Consider the following 22111-nt stretch of genomic DNA (forward strand, 5'->3'; position numbering starts at 1 on the left):
CACGCGAGGCGACCTACGTCGATGAGCAGCACCACCAGCCAGTTCCCCCATGACGCCTTCGTCCACCGGCACGTCGGCACCGACGAGGCGGCCCAGCGCCGCATGCTCGAGACCATCGGGGTCCAGGACCTCGACACCCTCCTGGAGAAGACCGTCCCGGGCACGATCCTGCTGGATCCGCGCACGGACGAGGCCCTCGGCGAAGGGGTCGGGGAGCGGGAGGTGCTGGCGGAGCTGCGCGAGCTCGCCCGCGCCAACACGGTGCGCACCCCGCTGCTGGGCGAGGGCTACTACGGCACCATCACCCCCGCGGCGATCCAGCGCAACATCCTGGAGAATCCCGCCTGGTACACGGCCTACACGCCCTACCAGCCCGAGATCTCCCAGGGTCGGCTCGAGGCGCTGCTGAACTACCAGACGGTGGTCTCCGACCTGACCGGCCTGCCGATCGCGAACTCCTCGATGCTCGACGAGGCCACGAGCGCGGCCGAGGGGATGCTGCTCGCGCGGCGCGCCACCCGGGCGAAGGTCGGCCGCTTCGTGATCGACGAGGACGTCTTCGCCGCGACCGACGCGGTCGTGCGCGGCCGCGCCGAGGCCGTCGGCATCGACCTGGTCACGGCGGACCTCAAGGACCCGTCCTCGGCCGCATCCGCCCTCGAGGACGGAGCCTTCGGTGTCCTCGCCCAGTACCCCGCGGCCTCCGGACTGGTGTGGGACCCGCAGCCGCTGGCCGAGGCCGTCCACGCCGCGGGCGGCAAGCTCGTGCTGGCGACGGACCTGCTCGCGCTCACGCTGCTGGCCTCTCCCGGTGAGCTCGGGGCCGACGTGGCCGTGGGCTCCTCCCAGCGCTTCGGCGTCCCGCTCGGCTTCGGCGGCCCCCACGCCGGGTTCATGTCGGTGGCCAAGGGCCTCGAGCGTCAGCTGCCCGGTCGGCTCGTCGGCATCTCCCAGGACTCCGAGGGATCGCCCGCGCTGCGGCTCGCCCTGCAGACCCGCGAGCAGCACATCCGCCGCGAGAAGGCGACCTCGAACATCTGCACCGCCCAGGTGCTGCTCGCGGTGATGGCCTCGATGTACGCCGTCCACCACGGGCCCGACGGACTGCGTCGCATCGCCCGCCAGGTCGCCGCCCGCACCAGCGATCTCGCCTCCGCGCTGCGCCAGAGCGGCTTCGCCCTGGCCCACGAGGCCGTCTTCGACACCCTCACCGTCACCGTCGAGGGGCGGGCCGAGGAGGTCGTGCAGGCCTTCGGTGCCGCGGGCTACCTGGTCCGCGCCGTCGACGCCGACACCGTGCGGCTCAGCCTCGACGAGACCACCGACGCCGAGACGCTGGACGCGATCGTGCAGGTGCTCGAGGACTTCGCCCCCGCCGCGTCCGCCCCGCCGGAGGGGGACGAGGAGGACGGGCTCGCCGAGATCGGCCGTGCCTGGCCCGCCGAGCTGCACCGCACCAGCCCGTATCTCACCGATCCCGTCTTCTCCTCCTTCCACTCCGAGACGGCGCTGATGCGCTACCTGCGGCGTCTGGCCGACCAGGACTACGCCCTGGACCGCGGCATGATCCCGCTGGGCTCGTGCACGATGAAGCTCAACGCCGCCGTCGAGATGAGCGCGGTGACCTGGCCCGAGTTCGCGGCCGTCCACCCCTTCGCGCCCCGCGAGGACGTCACCGGCTACCTCGAGCTGATCGACTCCCTCGAGCGCTACCTCGCCGACATCACGGGCTACGACACCGTCTCGCTGCAGCCCAACGCCGGTTCGCAGGGCGAGTACGCGGGCCTGCTCGCGATCCGCGCCTACCATCTCTCGCGTGGCGAGAGCGAGCGCACCGTGTGCCTGGTCCCCGCGAGCGCCCACGGCACGAATGCCGCCTCCGCCGTGCTGGCGGGCCTGCGGGTGGTCGTGGTCGCCTCCGACGCCGAGGGCAACGTCGACGTCGAGGACCTCCAGCAGAAGATCAAGGACCACGGCGACGAGCTCGCCGCCATCATGATCACCTACCCCTCCACCCACGGCGTCTACGAGCAGCAGGTGCGCACCGTGTGCGAGCTCGTCCACGACGCCGGGGGCCAGGTGTACGTCGACGGCGCGAACCTCAACGCGATGGTCGAGGTCGCGCGGCCCGGCGAGTTCGGCGGCGACGTCTCCCACCTGAACCTGCACAAGACCTTCTGCATCCCCCACGGGGGCGGCGGTCCGGGCGTCGGCCCGGTGGCGGCCAAGGCGCACCTGGCGCCGTTCCTGCCCGGCCACCCGATGATGCAGGACCCCGAGCACTACGTCGCCGGGCACCCGCGGGCCGTCCACGGCGGTGCCCCCGTCTCCCAGGCGCCCTACGGCTCCCCGTCGATCCTGCCGATCCCGTGGGCCTACATCCGCCTGATGGGTGCCTCGGGGTTGCGCCATGCGACCGCCTCCGCGGTGCTCGGGGCGAACTACCTGGCCTCGCGCCTGCAGTCCGCCTTCGACATCCTCTACCGCGGGGAGAACGGTCTGGTCGCCCACGAGTGCATCCTCGACCTGCGTCCGTTCACCGCGCGCACCGGGATCACCGTCGACGACGTCGCCAAGCGCCTGATCGACTACGGCTTCCACGCGCCCACCATGTCCTTCCCGGTGGCGGGCACCCTGATGGTCGAGCCCACCGAGTCCGAGGACCTCCCCGAGCTGGACCGCTTCGTGGACGCGATGCTGCAGATCGCCCGGGAGGCCGAGCAGGTCGCCGACGGCACCTGGCCCGCGGACGACAACCCGCTGGTCAACGCCCCGCACACGGCACGCTCGATCGCGAGCAACGAGTGGGAGCATCCCTACTCACGCGAGATCGCGGTGTACCCGGGGGTGTGGGCCTCCCGCGGGGCGTACGGCGCGGACCGCCATGACAGCGAGCAGATGCGGATCGCCGGCAAGTACTGGCCGCCGGTGCGCCGGATCGACCAGGCCTACGGTGACCGCAATCTGGTGTGCACCTGCCAGAGCCCCGAGGCGTACGCGGAATCCTGAGCCCGGCGGAGGTCGGGGAGAGCCGGCGGTGTGAACGCGGATGTCAGGTCGTGTCGCAGATGCGGAGGGAACTTCGTAGCCTGCGAGCATGACCGAGATCCTCACGTCCCACGCCGGCTCCCTCCCTCGCACCCCCGAGCTCATCGAGGCCAACGCCTCCCGTGCGCTCGCCGAGGACGGTGTCACCCCCGTCGTCACCGACGAGTTCCGCGAGATCCTCGCGGACGCGGTCGACGACATCGTCGCCCGCCAGCAGCGGGTGGGCATCACCGTCCCCAACGACGGCGAGTACGGCCACGCGATGGGATCGACCTACAACTACGGGACCTGGTGGAGCTACGTCTTCGACCGGGTGAGCGGCCTCGAGGTCACCGGCGTCGACCATCGCACGCAGGCACCCGTGCGCTCCGCCCCCGGGGACGTGCAGCTCACGAGCTTCGCCGACCGTCGGGACTGGGTGCGCTTCGCCGACGCCTACGCCGACCCGGCCTCCGGCATCTCGCTGGGGGAGCAGCACGTGTTCCCCGCGGCTACCGGGGAGGTCGCCTTCACCGATCTGGGCCGCGACCTCGTCGACCAGGACATCCGCAACCTCCGCGGCGCCCTCGACGCCCACGGCATCTCCCAGGGCTTCCTCAACACGCTCTCGCCGGGATCCGGCAGCCGCATCCAGGACGATCACTACGGCGACGTCGACGCCTTCCTCGACGCCTGGGTCGAGGTCATGCGCCCCGAGTACCGGGCGATCGCCGACTCCGGCCTGCTGCTGCAGATCGACGATCCCTCGATCGCCGAGAACTTCGACCAGATCAATCCCGAGCCCAGCGTCGAGGACTACCTGGCCTTCACGCGCAAGCGCATCGACGCCGTGAACCGCGCGCTCGAGGGGATCCCCGCCGAGCAGGTGCGCTTCCACCTGTGCTGGGGATCCTGGCACGGCCCCCACACCACGGACCTCGAGTTCGAGCACCTCGCCCCGACCATGCTCGACATCCACGCGAAGTACTTCAGCTTCGAGGCCGCCAACGTGCGCCACGAGCACGAGTGGACCGTGTGGGAGAAGCTCGACCTGCCCGCCGACAAGGTCATCGTCCCCGGTGTCGTCTCCCACTCCACCAACGTCGTGGAGCACCCGGAACTCGTCGCGCAGCGGCTCGAACGCTTCGCGCGCGCCGTGGGTCCCGAGCGTGTGATCGCCTCCACCGACTGCGGGCTGGGCGGACGCGTCCACCCCGACATCGCCTGGGCCAAGCTCGACTCCCTCGTCCAGGGAGCGGCGCTCGCCTCCGCGCGCCTCTGAGGCCGAGGCCGCCGGGTGGGCGCCGAGGCCCTCCGGCGAAGCAGACCGCCGTGGAGGGGACGGGGAACGGTCAGTCGCCGCGCACGATCCCTGCGAAGGCCGCCAGCAGGCCGTGCCAGGAGGCCCGCGGCCCCTCGGCCTCCTCCACGGCCGCGGCCTGCTGCTCCGGGGTGGAGCCCACGGGCAGCAGGTCGCTGGTGGCCGCCCAGCGTGCGACCACCTCGGGTGTGACCTCGGGATGGAACTGGACGCCCCAGGCGATCCCCTCGGTGACGAAGGCCTGGATCGAGCCGTCCGTTCCGGTGGCCAGCAGCCGCGAGGACGGCGGCATCTCCTCGACCTGGTCCTGGTGCCACTGCAGCACCTGGGGATCGGGGCCCAGCGCCGAGATCAGCGGGTCCTGGGCGCCGTCGTCGGTGGCCCGGACCGGCAGGATCCCGACCTCGGCCACCGCTCGTCTGCCCATCCGCCCCTCGAGGGCGAGCGCCAGCTGCTGGGCGCCCAGGCAGATCCCGAGAGTGGGCACCCCGCGATCACGCGCGGTGCGGATCAGGGCGCGCACGGTGGGGAACCACGGGTGGGAGGCGTCGTCGTCGGCGTCCATGCCTCCCCCGAGGATCGCCAGCCCCTCGACGTGGCGCAGGTCCTCGGGGATCGGCTCGCCGCGGTGCGCGCGCACCAGGCGCAGCGTGACCCCCTGCTCGGCCAGCACATCGGCGAGCACGGCGGGCGGGCAATCGGTCTCGTGCTCGATGACGAGCATCTCGGGCTGGTCCAGCGACATGACCGATTCCTATCAGAGGCCGTGCCCGCGACACATTCGGCCACACACGTGGCGCCCGGTGGCGCCCGCGAGGTCCCATGGATCCCGACGCGCCGACCGGCGACGTCGGATCATCGTTCCCGCTGCGCGGGAGACCACAGGATGGAAGGACCTCTCATGGCTGAGCGCACCCGTCGCCCGCTCATCGGCGTGACCGCTGGGACGTCCACCCTGATGTCCGGCGCCTGGGAAGGGCACGAGGCGGTGGTGCTCACCGAGCACTACGTCGCCGCGATCCGCCGCGCAGGTGCGCGGCCGGTGATCCTCGCGCCGCAGGACGAGTGGACCGACGAGGAGCTGGCCGAGCTCGACGGGATCGTCCTCAGCGGCGGCGCCGACCTCGACCCCGCCGGCTACGGCGCCCCGGTGCGGGCCACGGACATGACGCCCGCCCCGGAGCGCGACGCCTTCGAGACCTCCCTGTACCGCGCCGCGCGACGCGTCGGGCTGCCGGTCCTGGGCATCTGCCGCGGGCTGCAGATCATCACCGTCGCCGAGGGCGGCGACCTCCACCAGCACCTGCCCGAGGACCTCCCGGCACACCCCCGCACGGGGGAGCGGCCCACCCGGGTCGAGGTCGACGTGGAGGCCGCGAGCGACGTCGCCCTGGCCGTCGGTACCCAGCCCGAGGTGACGGCCTTCCACCACCAGGGTGCGCGGAATGTCGGTGCCGGGCTGCGCGTCGTCGGTCGTCATGCCAGTGGTCTGCCGCTCGCCCTCGAGGCGGTCGACGGGGCCCCCGTGCTGGCCGTGCAGTGGCATCCCGAGCTCGACCGCGAGCAAGACGGGCTGTTCGAGGCGCTCGTCACCGCGATCCACGCGCTTCCTGCGCGCGCCGACGGGGGCGCGCTGGTCTAGGATAAGGGGTGTCCCCGCTGCATTCCCTGGAGGAACGATGAGCTCCACGACCGACCCGCACTCCGATCACGCCCGGCAGGAGGCCGATACGCCCTCCGCGCACAACCCCGTGGTGACCTGGGTGCTGTTCATCGTCGTGTTCGGACTGTTCATCGGCGGGCTGTGGGTCATGAGCCTCTACACCATCGCCTGGTTCCTGTTCGTGGTGGGCCTGGGGATGTGCATCCTGTCCCTGTTCCTCGCCTTCCAGGCGATCCCCGCACTGCTGAAATGACGCGCGGCGGCATCTGAGACCGGTGCCGCGCCGTCGCGACGGGCCCCGTCCTCCGCACGGAGGGCGGGGCCCGTCCACGTCCCACCCCATGCCCCGGAAGGAACCGACGACGTGTCCTCCCCACGCACGCGGCACGCCCCGATCGCGGCCGACGCCCGTCACGCCCGCTGGGCCGTCTCGCTGATCTTCTTCCTCAACGGCGCCTCGTTCTGCGCGATCCTCCCGCGTTACCCCCAGCTGGTGGAGTCCATCGGGCTGTCCAACGGCTCCTTCGGACTGGCGGTCGGGCTCGGGCCCATCGGCGGGCTCGCCGCGGGCCTGCTGGCCGCGCCGCTGATGGCCCGGTGGGGCTCGGCGCGCGTCGCAGTGACCTTCCAGGTGGTCGCGAGCACCGTCCACCTGCTCGTCTACACCTCGGCCACCTGGCTGTGGCTGGCCGTCGCCCTGTTCCTGGCCGCCGCCAGCGACGCGATCACCGACGTCTCGATGAACGCCCACGGGATGCGCGTCGAGCGCCGCTACCGCCGCTCGATCCTGAACAGCTATCACGGCTGGTGGTCGCTCGGTGCCGTCACCGGCGGGCTCCTCGGCTCGGCCTGCGCGCAGCTCGCCGTGCCGCTGTGGATCCAGGGCCTCGTCGGGCTCGTGGTCTTCGGAGCTCTCGCCGTGGGCAGCAGGCGCTTCCTGCTCGGCGGTCATGACTCGACCGAGCGTCGTCCGGCCGTCCTCGAGGCAGGAGCGGCGGCGCCCTCCCCGGCCTCGGCCGGTACGGGTGGGGAATCAGCGGCGGCAGAGGCCTCGGCCTCCGGCCCCGTCGATCCCGGGACCGCTGAGAAGAGCGAGAGGATCGACGCCGCAGCGCGAGGACGAGGACGGTCGCGCCACGCCGCGACGCGAGGCCTGCTCGCGATCGCAGCCCTGGGCCTCGTGCTCGTCTTCGCCGGCGCCACCGAGGACGCCGGCAACACCTGGGGCGCGCTGTTCATGCGCGACACCTTCGCCGCGACCCCGTTCCTCGCCGGTCTCGCCTTCGTCGCTCTGCAGGGGACGCAGACCATCGGCCGCTTCGTGGGCGACGGGGTCGTGGACCGACTCGGTGACCGGCTGACCGCGCGGCTGGGGGCCCTGCTGAGCGGGGCCGGGATGGCCTTCGCGCTGCTGCTGCCTCACCCGGTCACGGCCCTGATCGGCTTCGCGTGCGCGGGGTGGGGGATCGCGACGCTGTTCCCCGCGGCCTTCCGCGCGGCCGACGAGATGGAGGGCGTCCCGCACGGGCTCGGGATCACCGTGGTCGGCTGGTTCGCGCGCATCGGCTTCTTCGTGACACCGCCGATCGTGGGAGCCCTGGCCGACGCGCTGACCCTGCGGTACGCGCTCTGGCTGGTCCCCGTGTACGCGCTCGGGATCCTCGCGTTCTCCGGGGCTCTCGCCACCTGCGCCGGGGGAGGGGGCCGGGCAGAGGAGAGTGACGGGCCCGCCGGCGCTCGCTGAGGTCGAGGGGCGGCGCTGAGCCCGCGTGGCGTCCCGGTCCGAGGCGCCTTCCCGGATCAGAGGAGCATCGAGAGGTCACCGGAACCTTCGCGCCGGATCTCGGCGACGTCCCCGGTGAGGTCGATGACGCTCGTCGGCTCGGTGCCCACCTCGCCGGAGTCGATGATCGCCTCGAGCTGATGGTCCAGCACGTCCTGGACCTCCCAGCCCTGGGACGGCGGCGTCTCCTGGCCCGGCAGCAGCAATGTCGAGGAGACGATCGGCTCCCCGAGGGCCTCCACCAGGGCATGGGTGACCCTGTGCTCGGGGATGCGCACGCCGACGGTCTTCTTGCGAGGGTGCGCCATCCGCCGCGGCACCTCCTTCGTGGCCCGCAGGATGAACGTGTACGGCCCCGGGGTGGTGTTCTTGACCAGGCGGAACACGGGGTTCGAGACCAGGACGAACTGCGAGAGCTGCTTGAAGTCGGCGCACACGAGCGTGAAGTCGTGATCGGCGCCGACCTGTCGGATGCGACGGATCCGGACCAGACCCTGGTGGGCGTCGAGGGTGCAGCCCAGCGCGTAGCAGGAGTCCGTGGGGTAGGCGATCAGTCCGCCCTCGTGCAGGATCCTCACCGCCTGGTCGATCAGACGCGGCTGCGGATCGACGGGATGGATGTCCAGGTATCGGGCCATGCTCGATGCTACGTCCGCGGAGGCCGGTGTGACGACGGGGGAGAGGGAGGAGGACGGCGAGCGGGGAGACGCTCAGGCCACGACCACGAACTCCCGTCCCAGCCACTTGGTACGGCGCAGGCGCACCACGGCGCTGATGGGGACCGGGCCGCGGATGTGCGGGTAGGAGCGGCCCGAGCTCTCCGAGTCCTGCTCGACGTCGACGGCGATGCCCGCCGCCTCGACGCGCTGCACGTCGATCTCGAGGATGACGAGGTCCGTCGGCCGGTCGGGATAGACCCGCTTGGCGACCATCGAGATCTGCTCGGGCCAGGACGCGTGGATGTAGCCGACCTCGTCGAGCGTGCGGCCGCGGGTGGAGCACGTGTAGCGGCCGGTGGGCACTGCCGCGTCCCAGGCGGAACGTTCGGTGATGTGCCAGATCAGAGGCGCAGGCATGCCCGGCAGTGTACCGTGATGCCCCATGGGCAACAGCGGACGAGGCGCCGAAGGACTGCGCATCACCCATGCGGCTGATCGGGAGCGATACGAGGCACTCCTGGACGATCACCTGATCGGCGTCCTGCAGTACGGACCCGGCAGCCACGAGGACGCGCGCGACATCCTGTCGACCGTCGTCGACCCCGAGCACGGACGTCGCGGAATCGGCACCGCGCTCGTGCGCACCGCGATCGCGGACGCCGAGGAGGCGGGCCTGGACATCGAGGCCACCTGCTGGTTCGCCCACGGCTATCTCGAGCGCCATCCCGGTCACGGCGCGGGGACGCCGTCCGACGAGCCCTCGCCCGGGGAGCCATCGCCCGACGCCCAGACGCCCGACGCCCGGGAGGGCCGTTCGTGACCTTCAGGATCATCACCGTGTGCACCGGCAACATCTGCCGTTCACCGATGGCCGAGTACATGCTGCGCGGCGCGTTCGAGGACGAGGGCCTGGGCGAGCGCGTCGAGATCAGCTCCGGCGGCACCACGAGCTGGGAGAGCGGTGAACCGATCGACGCCCGCGCCGGGGCGAAGCTCCGGGAGCTCGGCTTCGACCCCTCCTCCCATCGCGCGCACCAGGTGACCGCTCAGGAGCTCGCGCAGGCCGACCTCGTGCTCGCCCTCGATCACGACCACGTGGGCCCGATCGAGCGGGTCGGGGGCAAGAACCTGGCCGATCGGCTCCACATGCTGCGGGAGTTCGATCCCGATGCGCCCGAGGACCTGGGGATCCGCGATCCCTGGTACGGCGACAGCACGGACTTCGAGGACACGGCCGACAAGATCGAGGCCGCCTCGCGCGGCATCGTCGAGCACGTGCGCTCCCGCCTGGCATGACCTCGTCGCACCCGGCCGGCGGACGCGCCCCTCGCCCGGGCGGGGAGGGTGCCGCGGCCGACCGCGCAGAGATCGACCGTGCGGCCCGCTCCGACACGCTCTCCCTGGCCCGCGCCCTGCGCGAGAGCACGATCGACGTGCGCGAGCACACCGAGCACGTCCTCGAGGCCGCTCGCACGGTGGGGCCGCAGGTGGGCGCCTTCGCCCATCTGCTGCCCGAGCGCAGCCGGGCACAGGCCGAGGCCGCAGCCCGCGAGATCGAGCGGGTGAGCGGAACCTCCGACCGGGAGCGGCTGGCGCGGGAACGGCCTCTCCTCGGCGTCCCGATGCCGATCAAGGACCTCTCCCGCATCCAGGGGGAGCCCTTCGAGGCCGGCAGCGCCGTGCTGCGGGGGAACAGGGCGGAGGTCACCGACGGCGTCGCGCAGGACGTGCTCGATGCCGGGACCGTGACGATCGGGAAGACCACCACCCCCGAGTTCGGCCTGCCCTGCTACACCGAACCTGCGACCTCCGCTCCGGCCCGCACCCCGTGGGACACCCGCCGCACGGCGGGCGGCTCGAGCGGCGGGGCCGCGGCCGCCGTCGCCAGCGGCATCGTGCCGATCGCCCACGGGTCCGACGGCGGCGGGTCGATCCGGATCCCCGCCGCCTGCTGCGGAATCGTCGGACTGAAGCCCTCACGGGGGCTGGTCTCGCCCGGTCCCCACGGCGCCGAGGGACCGGGGCTGGTCACCGACGGTGTGCTGGCCCGCACCGTCCGCGACACCGCCCTCGGCCTGGACCTGCTCGCCCGTGTGCGGCCCGGCGACGCTTTCCCCCGATCCACGCCCGCCGAGTCCTACCTCGCGCTCACCGAGAGGGCGCCCCGGGGTCTGCGCATCGGCCTGCTGACCGACCCTCTCGCCATCGCGACCGATGTGCATCCGGCCGCGCTGCGCGCGAGCGAGCGCGCGGCCGAGGCGCTGCGCGGGCTCGGCCACCGGGTGAGCGCGGTCCCCGCGCCCTTCGATACCGATCGCTGGCGCACCTTCATGCCGCTGTGGACGGTCGGTGCCGCAGCCATGGATCTCCCCGCGGAGGCTGAGGCCCGGCTGATGCCGCTCACCCGGTGGCTGCGCGCACGGGGTCGTGAGTACGACGGTCGCGCCCTCGGCGGTGCCCTGACGGGCATGCAGCAGCTCGCCCGGGAGGTCGGGGAGGCCTTCGAGGACCTCGACGTCGTGCTGACACCCACGCTCGCCGGCCCGCCCGCATTCCCGGCCGACCTCCAGCTCGAGGACCCGGCAGCGGACTTCGACGCCCAGTGCGCCTTCACCCCGTGGACCAGCACGTGGAACATGACCGGTCGGGCGGCGATGTCGCTGCCGCTGCACCGGGAATCCATCGAGGGCGTCGAGCTGCCGTTCGGTGTGCAGCTGGGCGCGGTCCGAGCAGGGGACGACGAGCTGCTGCTCGCCCTCGCGGCCCAGCTCGAGCACGTCGATCCCTGGCCCGGTGTGCACGAGGTCCCCACACCGTGACGGAGCAGGCCGCCGTGCGCGCGGACGTCTGGCTGTGGAGCGTGCGCCTGTTCCCCACCCGATCGGCGGCGACCACTGCCTGCCGCGGCGGGCACGTGCGCCGAGAGGGTGAGGCGATCAAGGCGGCCCAGAGGATCAGCGTGGGCGACGAGCTGCGGATCCGCCGGCCCGGACGCGAGCGGGTCGTGGTGGTGACCCGTCTGCTCTCCAAGCGTGTGGGCGCCCCGGTCGCCCGCGAGGCCTACGAGGATCACTCACCCGAGCCCGCACCGCAGCTGCTGGCCGCCCCTCCGCGCCGTGAGCGCGGCGCGGGCCGCCCCACCAAGAAGGAACGCCGGGAGATGGACCGGCTGCGCAGGCGCGACGAGAGCACCGGGGACCACTGAGCGGACGCGGCCGGCGCAGGTGCGCGATCAGGCGCGGGTCAGCAGCGCGCTGCGGTTGCTCGTCAGTCGTCCCAGCAGGTCGCGTTCGTGGGTGATCGCCCGCGGTGATGCGCCGTCGGCCAGCAGACGCTGACGCGTCGCGGCGAGCGCCGCAGCCTCCTTGATGAACCTCTTCATCGCCGGCAGGGCACCGATCGACCGCGCCCACGCCCGGCCCTCGCGGCGGCCCTTCCAGGTGCCCAGCATGGTGACCTCCTCGTGGGTCAGCCAGCCCATGTTGGCGTACTCGCCCAGTCGCACGCGCGTCAGCCGCGACTCGTCGAAGACCAGCACGGCGATCAGCCCGAGCCAGAGCGCGGAGAGCGCGAACTCGGCGATCAGCATGATCAGCAGCGCGCCGAGCGAAGGGAAGAGCGTCGCGGAGCCGTTCCACGCGAAGTGCAGGAACATCCCCGGCCAGGTGGCGACCAGGAAGATCAGCACGCCCGGGAGCGTGCCCCACTTGCGGGCGACCAGTCCCATGATCACACCGGTCAGGGAGGTGTAGATGGCGTGCCCGAAGATCCCGATCACGCCCCGGATGACCACGCTGGACGCGATGCCTCCGACCTGACCGTTGTTCCAGGCGTCTCCGTAGTACGTGATGTTCTCGGTGAAGGCGAAGCCTTCCCCGATCAGCGCCCCGTAGACCAGGCCGTCGAGCGGCCCGTTGAAGTACCTGCGCCCCAGCAGGAACAGGACCACCAGCCCCAGGCCCTTCATCGTCTCCTCCACGAAAGGGGCTCCCAGGACGGCGCCGATCCCCATCGCGATCGACTCGTCACCGACAGCGGAGTAGGCGAGGATCATGATCAGCGAGTTGACGATGTACGCCGTCCCTGCGGCCACGGCGGCGCCCCACAGCACGGCGCACAGCAGCAGCGGCAGCGGCTGCGGATCCCACCTGTCCGCCAGCACGATCACACCGACGATCACGAGCAGGGAGAAGGCGGCCAGGATCGCCTGGAGGATCCAGGCGGCGGGATCGGCGCCGCCGAGCACGTACAGCAGGAACAGCAGGGAGAGCACCACCAGCAGAGCGAACCCCAGCAGCACCGCGAGGATCCACCCCAGCACCACGGGCACCGGCATGCCGGGCTTCTGCTGCTGGACCTGCTGTATGCGGCGGGTCTGCGTGCTCCAGGCCGATGCCGGCTGCTGGTCCTGCGGGGCCTGCATCGGGGCGGGGGCATAGCGGGCGCGGGTGAGGGCGCCGGCCGGACGTGCGGAGGTGTCGTACAGACGTGGCAGCTCGTAGTGCACGAACGGGGCCTGCTGTCCACGCGGGGCCCTGCCCGTCTGCTGTGCCGGTGGGCTCTGCTCGGACGGGACAGGTCGGGGCTGGTGGGAGGGCGGGGGTGAAGACGGCGGATGCGTCATGAGGTCCTCGCGGAAAGCGGCGATGGCGGGGTGGTGGGATGGCGGGTTGGAGCCGAGGAGGCGCCGGTGGCGTCGATGCTACCGGGGCAGTCCCGCGCATCCTGGCCGTCCGTGGATCCTGTGGACGACGGGTGGTGCGGCGCCGTCGTGGGATGGACGGACAGAGCCGCACGCGCGACGATGACGTGGATCGGTCGGGGGCATAGGAGGCGGAGGACGCGAATCGTGCGAGGAGGCGAGACAGCCGGCATCCCACAGGGTTGAGCGGAATAGACTCAACCCTGCGGGCGTTGTGCTCCATGTCGGACGTCGGCGTCCCCGAGCGCCCGGGCGGGTTCCGTCCCCGCCCCGCCGGGGAGCGCTCCGCGTTCACACCCATCGACCACCCACGAACCGGAGGCAGCGACCGTGGAGTTCCACTTCACCGCCCGTTCCCAGGAAGCCGTGGCCCAGGCCGCCGAACGGGCGGCGGAGCTCGGCAACCCGCAGGTCCTCGCGATCCATCTGCTCGCGGCACTCGCCGAGCAGAAGGACGGCATCGCGCGCGCCCTGCTCGAGCGCGTCGGAGCAGACCCCGCCCGGGTCATCCCGCGCGCGAACGACGCCATCGAGGCGTTGCCGCGCGTGAGCGGCAGCGATACCCACCCGACGTTCGTCGGCACCGGCTACGACGCCCTGGAGTCCGCCCGTCGGGCGGCCGACGAAGCCGGCCGCACACACCTGTCCACCGAGCATCTTCTGATCGGCATCGCGCTCGGCAAGGACGACGCCGCGAGGCTGCTCGCCGACTTCGGCGCGACGCCCCGCGTGCTGCGCGATGCCCTTCCCGCACTGATCGGAGAGAACCCCATGGATACACAGAACCCCGAAGCGACGTTCGAGAGCCTCGAGAAGTTCGGCCTCGACCTGACCGAGCAGGCCCGCGAGGGGAAGCTCGATCCCGTGATCGGGCGCGACGCCGAGATCCGGCGCGTCGTGCAGGTGCTCAGCCGCCGCACGAAGAACAACCCCGTGCTGATCGGCGAGCCGGGCGTCGGCAAGACCGCGGTCGTCGAGGGGCTTGCCCAGCGCATCGTCGCCGGCGACGTCCCCGCGTCCCTGCGCGAGAAGACCCTGATCTCGCTGGACCTCTCCTCGATGGTCGCCGGGTCGAAGTACCGCGGCGAGTTCGAGGAGCGGATGAAGGCCGTCCTGGACGAGATCCGTTCCTCGGAGGGGCAGATCATCACCTTCATCGACGAGCTGCACACCGTCGTCGGTGCCGGCGGCGGGGGAGAGGGGTCGATGGACGCGGGCAACATGCTCAAGCCCATGCTCGCCCGCGGCGAGCTGCGCATGGTGGGCGCGACCACCCTCGACGAGTACCGGGAGAACATCGAGAAGGACCCCGCGCTCGAGCGTCGGTTCCAGCAGGTGTTCGTCGGCGAGCCGAGCGTGGAGGACACGATCACCATCCTGCGCGGGCTCAAGGACAAGTACGAGGCCCACCACAAGGTCTCGATCACCGACGCCGCGCTGGTCTCCGCCGCGACCCTCTCGGATCGCTACATCTCCGGCCGTCAGCTCCCCGACAAGGCCATCGACCTGGTCGACGAGGCTGCCTCGCGTCAGCGCATGGAGCTGGACTCCTCCCCGGTGGAGCTGGACATCCTGCGCCGCCAGGTGGACCGCCTGAAGATGGAGGAGCTCGCGCTCACGGGGAGCGACGACCCCGGCAGTCAGGCGCAGCTGGAGTCCGTGCAGGGCCAGCTGGCCGAGCGCACCGAGAAGATGGAGGAGCTCTCCGTCCGCTGGGAGCGCGAGAAGGCCGGTCTGAACATGGTCGGCGACCTCAAGGCCCAGCTCGAGCAGCTGCGCATGCAGGCCGACCGCGCCCAGCGCGAGGGTGATCTGACCGCCGCCTCGAAGATCCTGTACGGCGACATCCCCGCCCTGAAGAGTCAGCTGGTGGAGGCCGAGGAGGATGAGGCCTCGGGTGAGACCGAGGAGGATCGCCCCCTGGTCTCCGAGCGGGTCGGTCCCGACGACATCGCCGAGGTGGTCTCGAACTGGACCGGGATCCCCGCCGGCCGCATGTTGCAGTCGGAGACCCAGAAGCTCCTGGACATGGAGGACATCATCGGGGAGCGGCTGATCGGCCAGCGCCGAGCCGTCACCGAGGTCTCCGATGCGGTGCGCCGCGCGCGGGCCGGGATCGCCGATCCCAACCGTCCGACCGGATCCTTCCTGTTCCTCGGCCCCACGGGCGTGGGCAAGACCGAGCTCGCCAAGTCGCTCGCCCAGTTCCTGTTCGACGACGAGCGCGCCATGACACGCATCGACATGTCCGAGTACGGGGAGAAGCACACGGTCTCCCGGCTGGTGGGTGCGCCTCCCGGGTACGTCGGATACGAGGAGGGCGGCCAGCTCACCGAGTCGGTCCGTCGCCGTCCGTACACGGTGGTGCTGCTCGACGAGATCGAGAAGGCCCACTCCGACGTCTTTGACATCCTGCTGCAGGTGCTCGACGACGGACGGCTGACCGACGGCCAGGGCCGGACGGTCGACTTCCGCAACGCCATCCTGATCCTCACCTCGAACCTCGGGGCGCACTTCCTCCAGGACGAGGCGCTCGGCACGAAGGAGCGCCACGACGCGGTGATGAACGTGGTCCGGGCGAGCTTCAAGCCCGAGTTCCTGAACCGATTGGACGACGTCATCATGTTCGACGCGCTGGACCGGGCCGAGCTCGCGAGGATCGTGCGCCTGCAGGTCGCGTCGGTCTCCGCGCGGCTGGCGGAGCGCCGGATCACGCTCGGCGTGGACGACGCCGCCACCCAGTGGCTGGCCGACCAGGGCTTCGATCCGCTCTACGGCGCGCGTCCGCTCAAGCGGCTGGTGCAGAAGGAGATCGGCGACGCCCTCGCGCGCATGATCCTGCGGGGCGAGGTGCACGACGGCGACGCCGTCGCAGCGGGTGTCGCCGCGGGCGGAGACGCGCTCGACCTGCGGGTGGTGGCCCCGCCGGAGGACGACGAGACGGACCAGGAGGCCCGCGAGGCGGAGGACAGCCGTCTCGAGGACTCCTCCGCTCCCGGGGTCACCGACCCTGCCGTCGATCTCGGGGACCACCCGACGGCGCACTGACGCCGTGACGAGCAGAGCGCGCGTTCCCGCAGCAGGCGGGGCGCGCGCTCAGTCGTCCCAGGGCATCGGGGCGTACTGCTTGCGCAGATCCAGCGCGGGCTTCATGTCCGCGATGTTGGTACGCCCGCGCTCCCAGATCTCCGTGGCGCCGTCCACTGCTGCCTGGGCCCTGCGCAACTGGTCCCCGTTCACGGAGGTCCCTGCGAACACGGGGGAGTCGAGCACGTCCGCACCGGCACCGAGGTACGAGGAGGCGGCGTCCCCGAGCATGGGGGCGGGAGTGGTGGTCAGGGCGTGCACGCCGATCCCCAGCTGGCGGTAGGCGTTGTTCTCCATCGCCTGTGCGGCGCCGCCGAGGTCCCCCTGCCCGAGGGCATGGGTGGTCTCCCAGACGGACTGGAGAGAACTTCCCAGGGAGCTGTCGATGTGCGAGGCCGCCTCGCCCAGCACCGAGTGCTCCCCGAGCACGGCCTCGCCCAGCGCGCCGTGTGCCCGCGCCACGGAGACCACCGGCGCCACCGCCTCCCCGTACCCGCGTTCCTGGGCCGCCCGCTCGACGGAATCGAGGGCATCGGACACTCGGCCGTGGATATCCATCGCCGTCTGGACCTCCCCGGCGTAGGGGACAGGAGCCGTCAGGACGTGTCGCAGGTGAGATCCATGCTTCTCGAAGACTGGGTCGAGGTCGTACTCGTCGTCCCGCGCGCGAACGGGCTCACCCCAGGAGTCGGCGAGGTCGCGTGCCCGCTCCACCAGCCCGCCCACGACCTCTCCGGCACGGTCGGTCGTGCGACGCACCGCCTCCATCATCTCCTCGTGATCTCGATACCCGAGGGGGACGGGACGGGCGATCTCCCGCAGCTCCTCGTCCGACAGGCCGAACAGATCGTGGCGGACGGCGTCGCCCCAGTCCTGCTCCGGGTGGCCCCACGGGAGCGGGTCCCGGAGCGGTGTGCCCAGGCGCTCCGCGAGGTCGGCGAGGCTGGGCGGTGGCGAGTCCTCGGCGCTGCTCGCCCGTTCCTGCTCCTGGGCATGCACGAGGATCTTTTGTGCGGCGTCGGTGAGGTCCGCGGCGCAGGAGGCGGCCTCTGTGCGAGCGCGGGCGGATCCCTCCCGGAACGCCTCGGCATCGGGTCCCTCCCAGGACACACCGGCAGCCGCGGTGAGCAGCTCCCCCTGTGCCGCGAGACGGCCCGCCGCGCCGGCTAGCCGTTCGGCGAGCGTGATCATCCGTGCGGTGTCGCATCCCAGGAATCCCGTCATGGAAGGCACGCTACGGAGAGGCGTGACGGCGCGCCTGGGGAGGACCGGCGCTGTGGACAACTCACACGGGAAGGGGTCGCGAGGGCGGGACACGGGATCCCGCTCGAGAGCGGACGGTGCCACGAGAGGGGGCGACGGCGTGCTTCCCTAGGACGATGATGAGTACCTCCTCGCCCCACGGTGCCCAGGCAGCAGGCCCCTCCAGTGCTGCCGCCCCACGGCAGTCGACGCTGAAGACCCTCCTGGGCACAGGCATCGGCAACGCCCTGGAGTGGTACGACTGGAACATCTACGCGAGCTTCGCGGTGTACTTCTCCGCCCAGGCCTTCGACTCCAGCGACAAGGCGTCGGCCTTCCTGTCCACGATGGCGATCTTCGCCGTCGGCTTCGTCGCCCGCCCCTTCGGCGGGGTCGTGTTCGGCTGGATCGGGGACCGCATCGGCCGCAAGCAGGGCCTCACGCTCGCGGTCCTCTGCGCCTCCGGCGGATCGCTGCTGATCGCCCTGCTGCCCACCTACGAATCCGTCGGGCTGTTCGCCTCGGTCGTGCTGCTGCTCGCCCGGCTCGTCCAGGGCCTGGCACACGGCGGCGAGCTGCCGAGCGCCCAGACCTACCTGGCCGAGCATGCGCCGCGCGAGCGCCGCGGCTTCTGGGCCAGCTCGATCTACGTCACCGGCACCCTCGGCCTGCTCGCGGGTCTGCTCATCGGTCTGTTCCTCTCCAGCGTGCTCACCGAGGCGCAGATGAGCTCGTGGGGCTGGCGCGTCCCGTTCGCCCTCGGTGCGGTGCTGGGGCTGGTGGCCCTGTGGATCCGCAGCTCCATGGTGGAGTCCGACGTGTTCGAGGAGAACCGCGCGGCGCAGCAGGAGAGCGGCGAGAAGACCCAGGTGTGGCGGGCGCTGATGCGCAACTGGCGCACGGGGCTCATCGTGATCGGGATGACCATGGGTCTGACCGTGAGCTATTACGTCTGGTCGGTCTCGATCGCCTCGCTCGCCCAGCAGAACCTGCACTACTCCTCAGAGCACGCCTTCGAGGCCTCGCTGATCGGCAACATCGTCCTGATCATCGCCCTGCCGCTGTGGGGCGCTGCCTCGGACCGCATCGGCCGCAAGGCCTGCGCGGTGATCGCGCTGATGGGATCCGCGGTCGCCTACATCCCCATGGTGCTGCTGATCCAGGGAGAGTTCTGGCAGCTGGTCGTCTCGATCAGCGTGCAGCTGGCCCTGCTCGCCGGCTTCATCTCGCATGCGCCCGCGATGTACGCCGAGATGTTCTCGACGGCCGAGCGCACGAGCGGCTTCGGCATCCCCTACGCGGTGGCGATCGCGCTGTTCGGCGGCACGGCCCCGTACGTGAACACCTTCATCTCCTCGCACGCCGGTTCCGGCACCGGGGGACAGGTCCTCTTCGGGGTCTATGCGATCGCTCTGATGGTGATCTCGACCCTCACGATCGTGCTGACGCTGCCGGAGACCAAGGGCAAGGACCTGCGGGAGACCGGTGCGGCCTCCGAGCCCGGGGCCGCCGGGGTGCCGGCGGCGGGCCGCTCGGCCTGAGCCCGCCCCCTCCAGCCCCGGGCGACGCTCGTCGAGCGACCGGTCGCAGGGCTCCCGGCACAAGAGCCCGGAACCCCTGCAGAGGGTTCCGGGCTCTTGTCGTCGGGCGGTGGTCCGCAGCCCTCCGGCCGTCGGGCGGCCGTCTCAGATCACGATGTTCACCAGCTTCGGGGCCCGCACGATCACCTTGCGGATCTCCGCGTCCCCGACCAGCTCTCGCACCCGCTCCTCGGCCAGCGCCGCCTCCTGCAGTGCGTCCTCGGTGATCTCGGGATCCACCTCGATGCGATGGCGGACCTTGCCCTTGATCTGGATGACGCAGGTGACGGCCTCGGCCTTCAGCAGATCCGGATCCGCCGCGGGGAAGCGCTCGCGGGTGACGGTGGAGTCGTGGCCCAGACGGGACCACAGCTCCTCGGCCAGGTGCGGGGCGAGGGGTGCCAGCATGATCACCAGCGGCTCGATCGCCTCGCGCGGCGAGCTGCCGGACTTGGTCAGATGGTTGACCAGCTCGATGAGCTTCGCGATCGCGGTGTTGAACCCGAAGCCCTCCATGTCGCGGGCCACGCCGTCGATCGTGCGGTGCACGGCCTGCATCGTGGGCCGGTCGGCCGGCTCCTCGCTCACACGCAGCTCGCCGCTCTCCTCGTCCACGACCAGGCGCCACAGCCGCTGCAGGAAGCGCTGGGAGCCGACCACGGCGCGCGTCTCCCAAGGGCGGGAGTCCTCCAGGGGCCCCATCGACATCTCGTAGACGCGGAAGGTGTCGGCCCCGTACTCGTCGTACATGTCGTCCGGGGTGACGGCGTTCTTCAGGCTCTTGCCCATCTTCCCGTACTCCTGGGAGACCGGCTCGCCGTCGTAGGTGAAGGTGCCGTCGTCCTCGGCCACGACCTCCTCGGCCGGCACGTACATGCCCCGAGCGTCCGTGTAGGCGTAGGCCTGGATGTAGCCCTGGTTGATCAGGCGGTGGAAGGGCTCCTGGCTGCTGACGACGCCGCGGTCGAACAGCACCTTGTGCCAGAACCTCGCGTACAGCAGGTGCAGCACGGCGTGCTCGACGCCGCCCACGTACAGGTCGACACCGCCCACGTCGCCCTCACGCCGCGGCCCCAGCCAGTAGCGCTCGTTCTCGGGGTCGACCGCGTGGGCATCGTCGGTCGGGTCGACGTAGCGCAGCTGGTACCAGGAGGACCCTGCCCACTGCGGCATCGTGTTGGTCTCGCGCAGGTACTCCTTGGGGCCCTCGCCCAGGTCCAGCGTGACGTGCACCCAGTCGCTCGCGCGGGCCAGCGGCGTCTGCGGCTCGGTCTCGGCGTCCAGCGGGTCGAAGGTCTTCGGCGAGAAGTCGGTGACCTCGGGCAGCTCGACGGGCAGCATGCTCTCGGGCAGGGCGATGGGGGTCAGCGGGTCCGCGGGGTCGTAGACGACCGGGAACGGCTCGCCCCAGTACCGCTGGCGGGAGAACAGCCAGTCGCGCAGGCGGTAGGTGGTGCGGGCGCGGCCGAAGCCCTTGGCCGTCGCGTACTCGGTGGCCAGGCGCTTGGCCTCGTCCTTGCTCAGACCGTTCAGGTCCAGCTCGTCGTTGGCCGAGTTGATCTTGGCGCCCTCGCCCGTCCAGGCCCCGCCCTCGAAGTCGGCGGGCGGCTGGACGGTGCGGATGATGGGCAGCTCGAAGCGCTCGGAGAAGGCGTTGTCGCGCTCGTCCTCGGCGGGCACGGCCATGATCGCCCCGGTGCCGTAGCCGGTCAGCACGTAGTCCGCGGTGAACACGGGCAGCAGCCTGCCGTCCATCGGGTTCTCGGCGTACAGGCCGGTGAACACTCCCGTCTTCTCGCGGTCCTCCGAGGTGCGATCCTCCTGGCCCAGGGCCGCGGCGCGCTCGCGGTAGGCGCGCACGGCCTCCCGAGGATCCGCGGCCCCGCCCGTCCAGGCGTCGTCGGTGCCCTCCGGCCACGCGGCCGGCAGCGCCTCGACGTCGGCCAGCAGCGTGTGCTCGGGGGCCAGCACGCAGAAGGTCGCACCGAACAGGGTGTCGGCCCGGGTCGTGAAGACCTCGAAGCCGGTGCTGCCGCTGCCGTCGTCCTGGCGCCCACGGATCCCGAAGCGGATCTCGGCGCCGTGGGAGCGGCCGATCCAGTTGCGCTGCATCGAGCGCACGGCCTCGGGCCACTGCACGCGGTCCAGATCCTCCAGCAGACGGTCCGCGAAGGTCGTGATCCGCATGTTCCACTGGCGCAGGCTGCGCTGGAAGACGGGGAAGTTGCCGCGTTCGGAGCGTCCCTCGGGGGTGACCTCCTCGTTGGCCAGCACGGTCCCCAGGCCCGGGCACCAGTTCACCGGTGTCTCGGAGATGTAGGCCAGGCGGAAGGACTCGGCCAGCTCCCGGATCTCCGGCTCGGAGGCGGCAGGCACCTGGTCCGCACCGCGACCCTGCCAGGTCTCGGGCAGCGTGATGTTCTGATGGTCGGCCAGCGCGAAGGGATCGACGGTGCCGGCGCGCAGCTCCTCGACCAGCTCGCTGATCGGGCGTGCGCGGCCGCGCACGCCGTCGGCGTTGGCGGCGGAGGGGTCGAACCAGGAGTCGAAGACCTGCAGGAAGATCCACTGCGTCCACTTCACGAACGCCGGGTCGGTGGTCGCGAAGGAGCGGCGCGGATCGTGGCTCAGGCCCAGCCGGTGCAGCTGGCGGCGCATGTTCGCGATGTTCGCCTCGGTGGTGGTGCGCGGGTGCGTGCCCGTCTGCACCGCGTACTGCTCGGCGGGCAGCCCGAAGGCGTCGTAGCCCATCGTGTACAGCACGTTCTTGCCCAGCGTGCGCTGGAAGCGGGCGATCACGTCGGTGGCGATGTACCCCAGCGGGTGGCCCACGTGCAGCCCCACCCCGGAGGGGTAGGGGAACATGTCCATGATGTACATCTTCTCGGGCAGGTCCGCGGGCTCGGTGCCGTCGCTCAGCGGGCCCACGGGATTGACGGACTCGTAGGTCCCGTCCTCGTCCCAGCGCCGCTGCCAGCGCGTCTCGATCTCCTGGGCCATTGCGGCCGTGTAGCGGAAGGGTGCCTCGCTCATGGGGTGGTGTCCTC

The 22111-nt window shown here is 71.5% G+C and carries 17 protein-coding genes; 11 read left to right on the top strand and 6 right to left on the bottom strand.

Annotated elements, in window-relative coordinates:
• Positions 1-21: 21 nt before the first annotated feature.
• Positions 22-3009 carry an aminomethyl-transferring glycine dehydrogenase gene (gene gcvP, locus DEO23_RS08350; RefSeq protein WP_109275491.1) on the top strand — a complete coding sequence of 996 codons (2988 nt, stop codon included), beginning with the start codon at positions 22-24 and terminating at the stop codon, positions 3007-3009.
• A gap of 88 nt (positions 3010-3097) precedes the next feature.
• Complete coding sequence (locus DEO23_RS08355) at positions 3098-4309, top strand: cobalamin-independent methionine synthase II family protein (RefSeq protein ID WP_109275492.1); 1212 nt, start codon at positions 3098-3100, stop codon at positions 4307-4309.
• Between the two features lie 70 nt (positions 4310-4379).
• Here DEO23_RS08355 and DEO23_RS08360 read toward each other — a convergent pair whose 3' ends face one another.
• Entirely contained in the window at positions 4380-5093 is a 714-nt protein-coding gene (locus DEO23_RS08360; RefSeq protein ID WP_109275493.1) for a type 1 glutamine amidotransferase, read from the bottom strand.
• A gap of 156 nt (positions 5094-5249) precedes the next feature.
• On the opposite strand from DEO23_RS08360, the gene DEO23_RS08365 reads away from it, so the two are divergent.
• The 3 genes from DEO23_RS08365 (at position 5250) to DEO23_RS08375 (ending at position 7755) form a co-directional block, all read left to right on the top strand.
• Positions 5250-5990, top strand: coding sequence for a gamma-glutamyl-gamma-aminobutyrate hydrolase family protein (locus DEO23_RS08365; RefSeq protein WP_109275494.1), 741 nt, complete (start codon positions 5250-5252; stop codon positions 5988-5990).
• Positions 5991-6027: 37 nt separating this feature from the next.
• Positions 6028-6264, top strand: coding sequence for a hypothetical protein (locus tag DEO23_RS08370; protein ID WP_109275495.1), 237 nt, complete (start codon positions 6028-6030; stop codon positions 6262-6264).
• A gap of 111 nt (positions 6265-6375) precedes the next feature.
• Positions 6376-7755 carry an MFS transporter gene (locus tag DEO23_RS08375; protein WP_109275496.1) on the top strand — a complete coding sequence of 460 codons (1380 nt, stop codon included), beginning with the start codon at positions 6376-6378 and terminating at the stop codon, positions 7753-7755.
• 56 nt (positions 7756-7811) lie between these two features.
• Here the strand turns inward: DEO23_RS08375 and DEO23_RS08380 are convergent, their stop codons facing one another.
• Positions 7812-8432: an L-threonylcarbamoyladenylate synthase gene (locus DEO23_RS08380; RefSeq protein WP_109275497.1), complete on the bottom strand. Its 621-nt coding sequence runs from the start codon at positions 8430-8432 to the stop codon at positions 7812-7814.
• Positions 8433-8504: 72 nt separating this feature from the next.
• Positions 8505-8870 carry a DUF952 domain-containing protein gene (locus tag DEO23_RS08385; protein WP_109275498.1) on the bottom strand — a complete coding sequence of 122 codons (366 nt, stop codon included), beginning with the start codon at positions 8868-8870 and terminating at the stop codon, positions 8505-8507.
• Between the two features lie 25 nt (positions 8871-8895).
• Here DEO23_RS08385 and DEO23_RS08390 point away from each other — a divergent pair, with 25 nt between their 5' ends.
• From DEO23_RS08390 to DEO23_RS08405, 4 genes are read left to right on the top strand one after another with little or no spacing between them, the layout of a single operon-like run.
• On the top strand, positions 8896-9273 hold the full coding sequence (locus DEO23_RS08390) for a GNAT family N-acetyltransferase (protein ID WP_109275499.1): 378 nt from the start codon (positions 8896-8898) through the stop codon (positions 9271-9273).
• A complete protein-coding gene (locus tag DEO23_RS08395; RefSeq protein ID WP_109275500.1) occupies positions 9270-9749 on the top strand; it encodes a low molecular weight protein-tyrosine-phosphatase in 480 nt (159 codons plus the stop codon). Before DEO23_RS08390 ends, DEO23_RS08395 begins: the two co-directional genes overlap by 4 nt.
• On the top strand, positions 9746-11272 hold the full coding sequence (locus tag DEO23_RS08400; protein ID WP_109275501.1) for an amidase: 1527 nt from the start codon (positions 9746-9748) through the stop codon (positions 11270-11272). The genes DEO23_RS08395 and DEO23_RS08400 overlap by 4 nt, the downstream gene beginning before the upstream one ends.
• Positions 11269-11658 (top strand): RNA-binding S4 domain-containing protein, encoded by a 390-nt coding sequence (locus DEO23_RS08405; protein ID WP_109275502.1) that lies wholly within the window; start codon positions 11269-11271, stop codon positions 11656-11658. The genes DEO23_RS08400 and DEO23_RS08405 overlap by 4 nt, the downstream gene beginning before the upstream one ends.
• Before the next feature lie 27 nt (positions 11659-11685).
• Here DEO23_RS08405 and DEO23_RS08410 read toward each other — a convergent pair whose 3' ends face one another.
• Positions 11686-12960, bottom strand: coding sequence for a PrsW family intramembrane metalloprotease (locus tag DEO23_RS08410; RefSeq protein WP_240613299.1), 1275 nt, complete (start codon positions 12958-12960; stop codon positions 11686-11688).
• Between the two features lie 525 nt (positions 12961-13485).
• Here DEO23_RS08410 and clpB point away from each other — a divergent pair.
• Positions 13486-16203 (top strand): ATP-dependent chaperone ClpB, encoded by a 2718-nt coding sequence (clpB, locus tag DEO23_RS08415; RefSeq protein ID WP_109275504.1) that lies wholly within the window; start codon positions 13486-13488, stop codon positions 16201-16203.
• 48 nt (positions 16204-16251) lie between these two features.
• Here clpB and DEO23_RS08420 read toward each other — a convergent pair whose 3' ends face one another.
• Complete coding sequence (locus tag DEO23_RS08420; RefSeq protein WP_109275505.1) at positions 16252-17466, bottom strand: hypothetical protein; 1215 nt, start codon at positions 17464-17466, stop codon at positions 16252-16254.
• Between the two features lie 155 nt (positions 17467-17621).
• Between DEO23_RS08420 and DEO23_RS08425 the strand changes: the two genes are divergently transcribed.
• Complete coding sequence (locus DEO23_RS08425; RefSeq protein ID WP_338067826.1) at positions 17622-19025, top strand: MFS transporter; 1404 nt, start codon at positions 17622-17624, stop codon at positions 19023-19025.
• Between the two features lie 144 nt (positions 19026-19169).
• Here DEO23_RS08425 and leuS read toward each other — a convergent pair whose 3' ends face one another.
• Positions 19170-22097 carry a leucine--tRNA ligase gene (gene leuS, locus DEO23_RS08430; protein ID WP_109275506.1) on the bottom strand — a complete coding sequence of 976 codons (2928 nt, stop codon included), beginning with the start codon at positions 22095-22097 and terminating at the stop codon, positions 19170-19172.
• Positions 22098-22111: the final 14 nt, after the last annotated feature.

The sequence above is a fragment of the Brachybacterium endophyticum genome, from assembly GCF_003130585.1.
GTDB lineage: Bacteria > Actinomycetota > Actinomycetes > Actinomycetales > Dermabacteraceae > Brachybacterium > Brachybacterium endophyticum.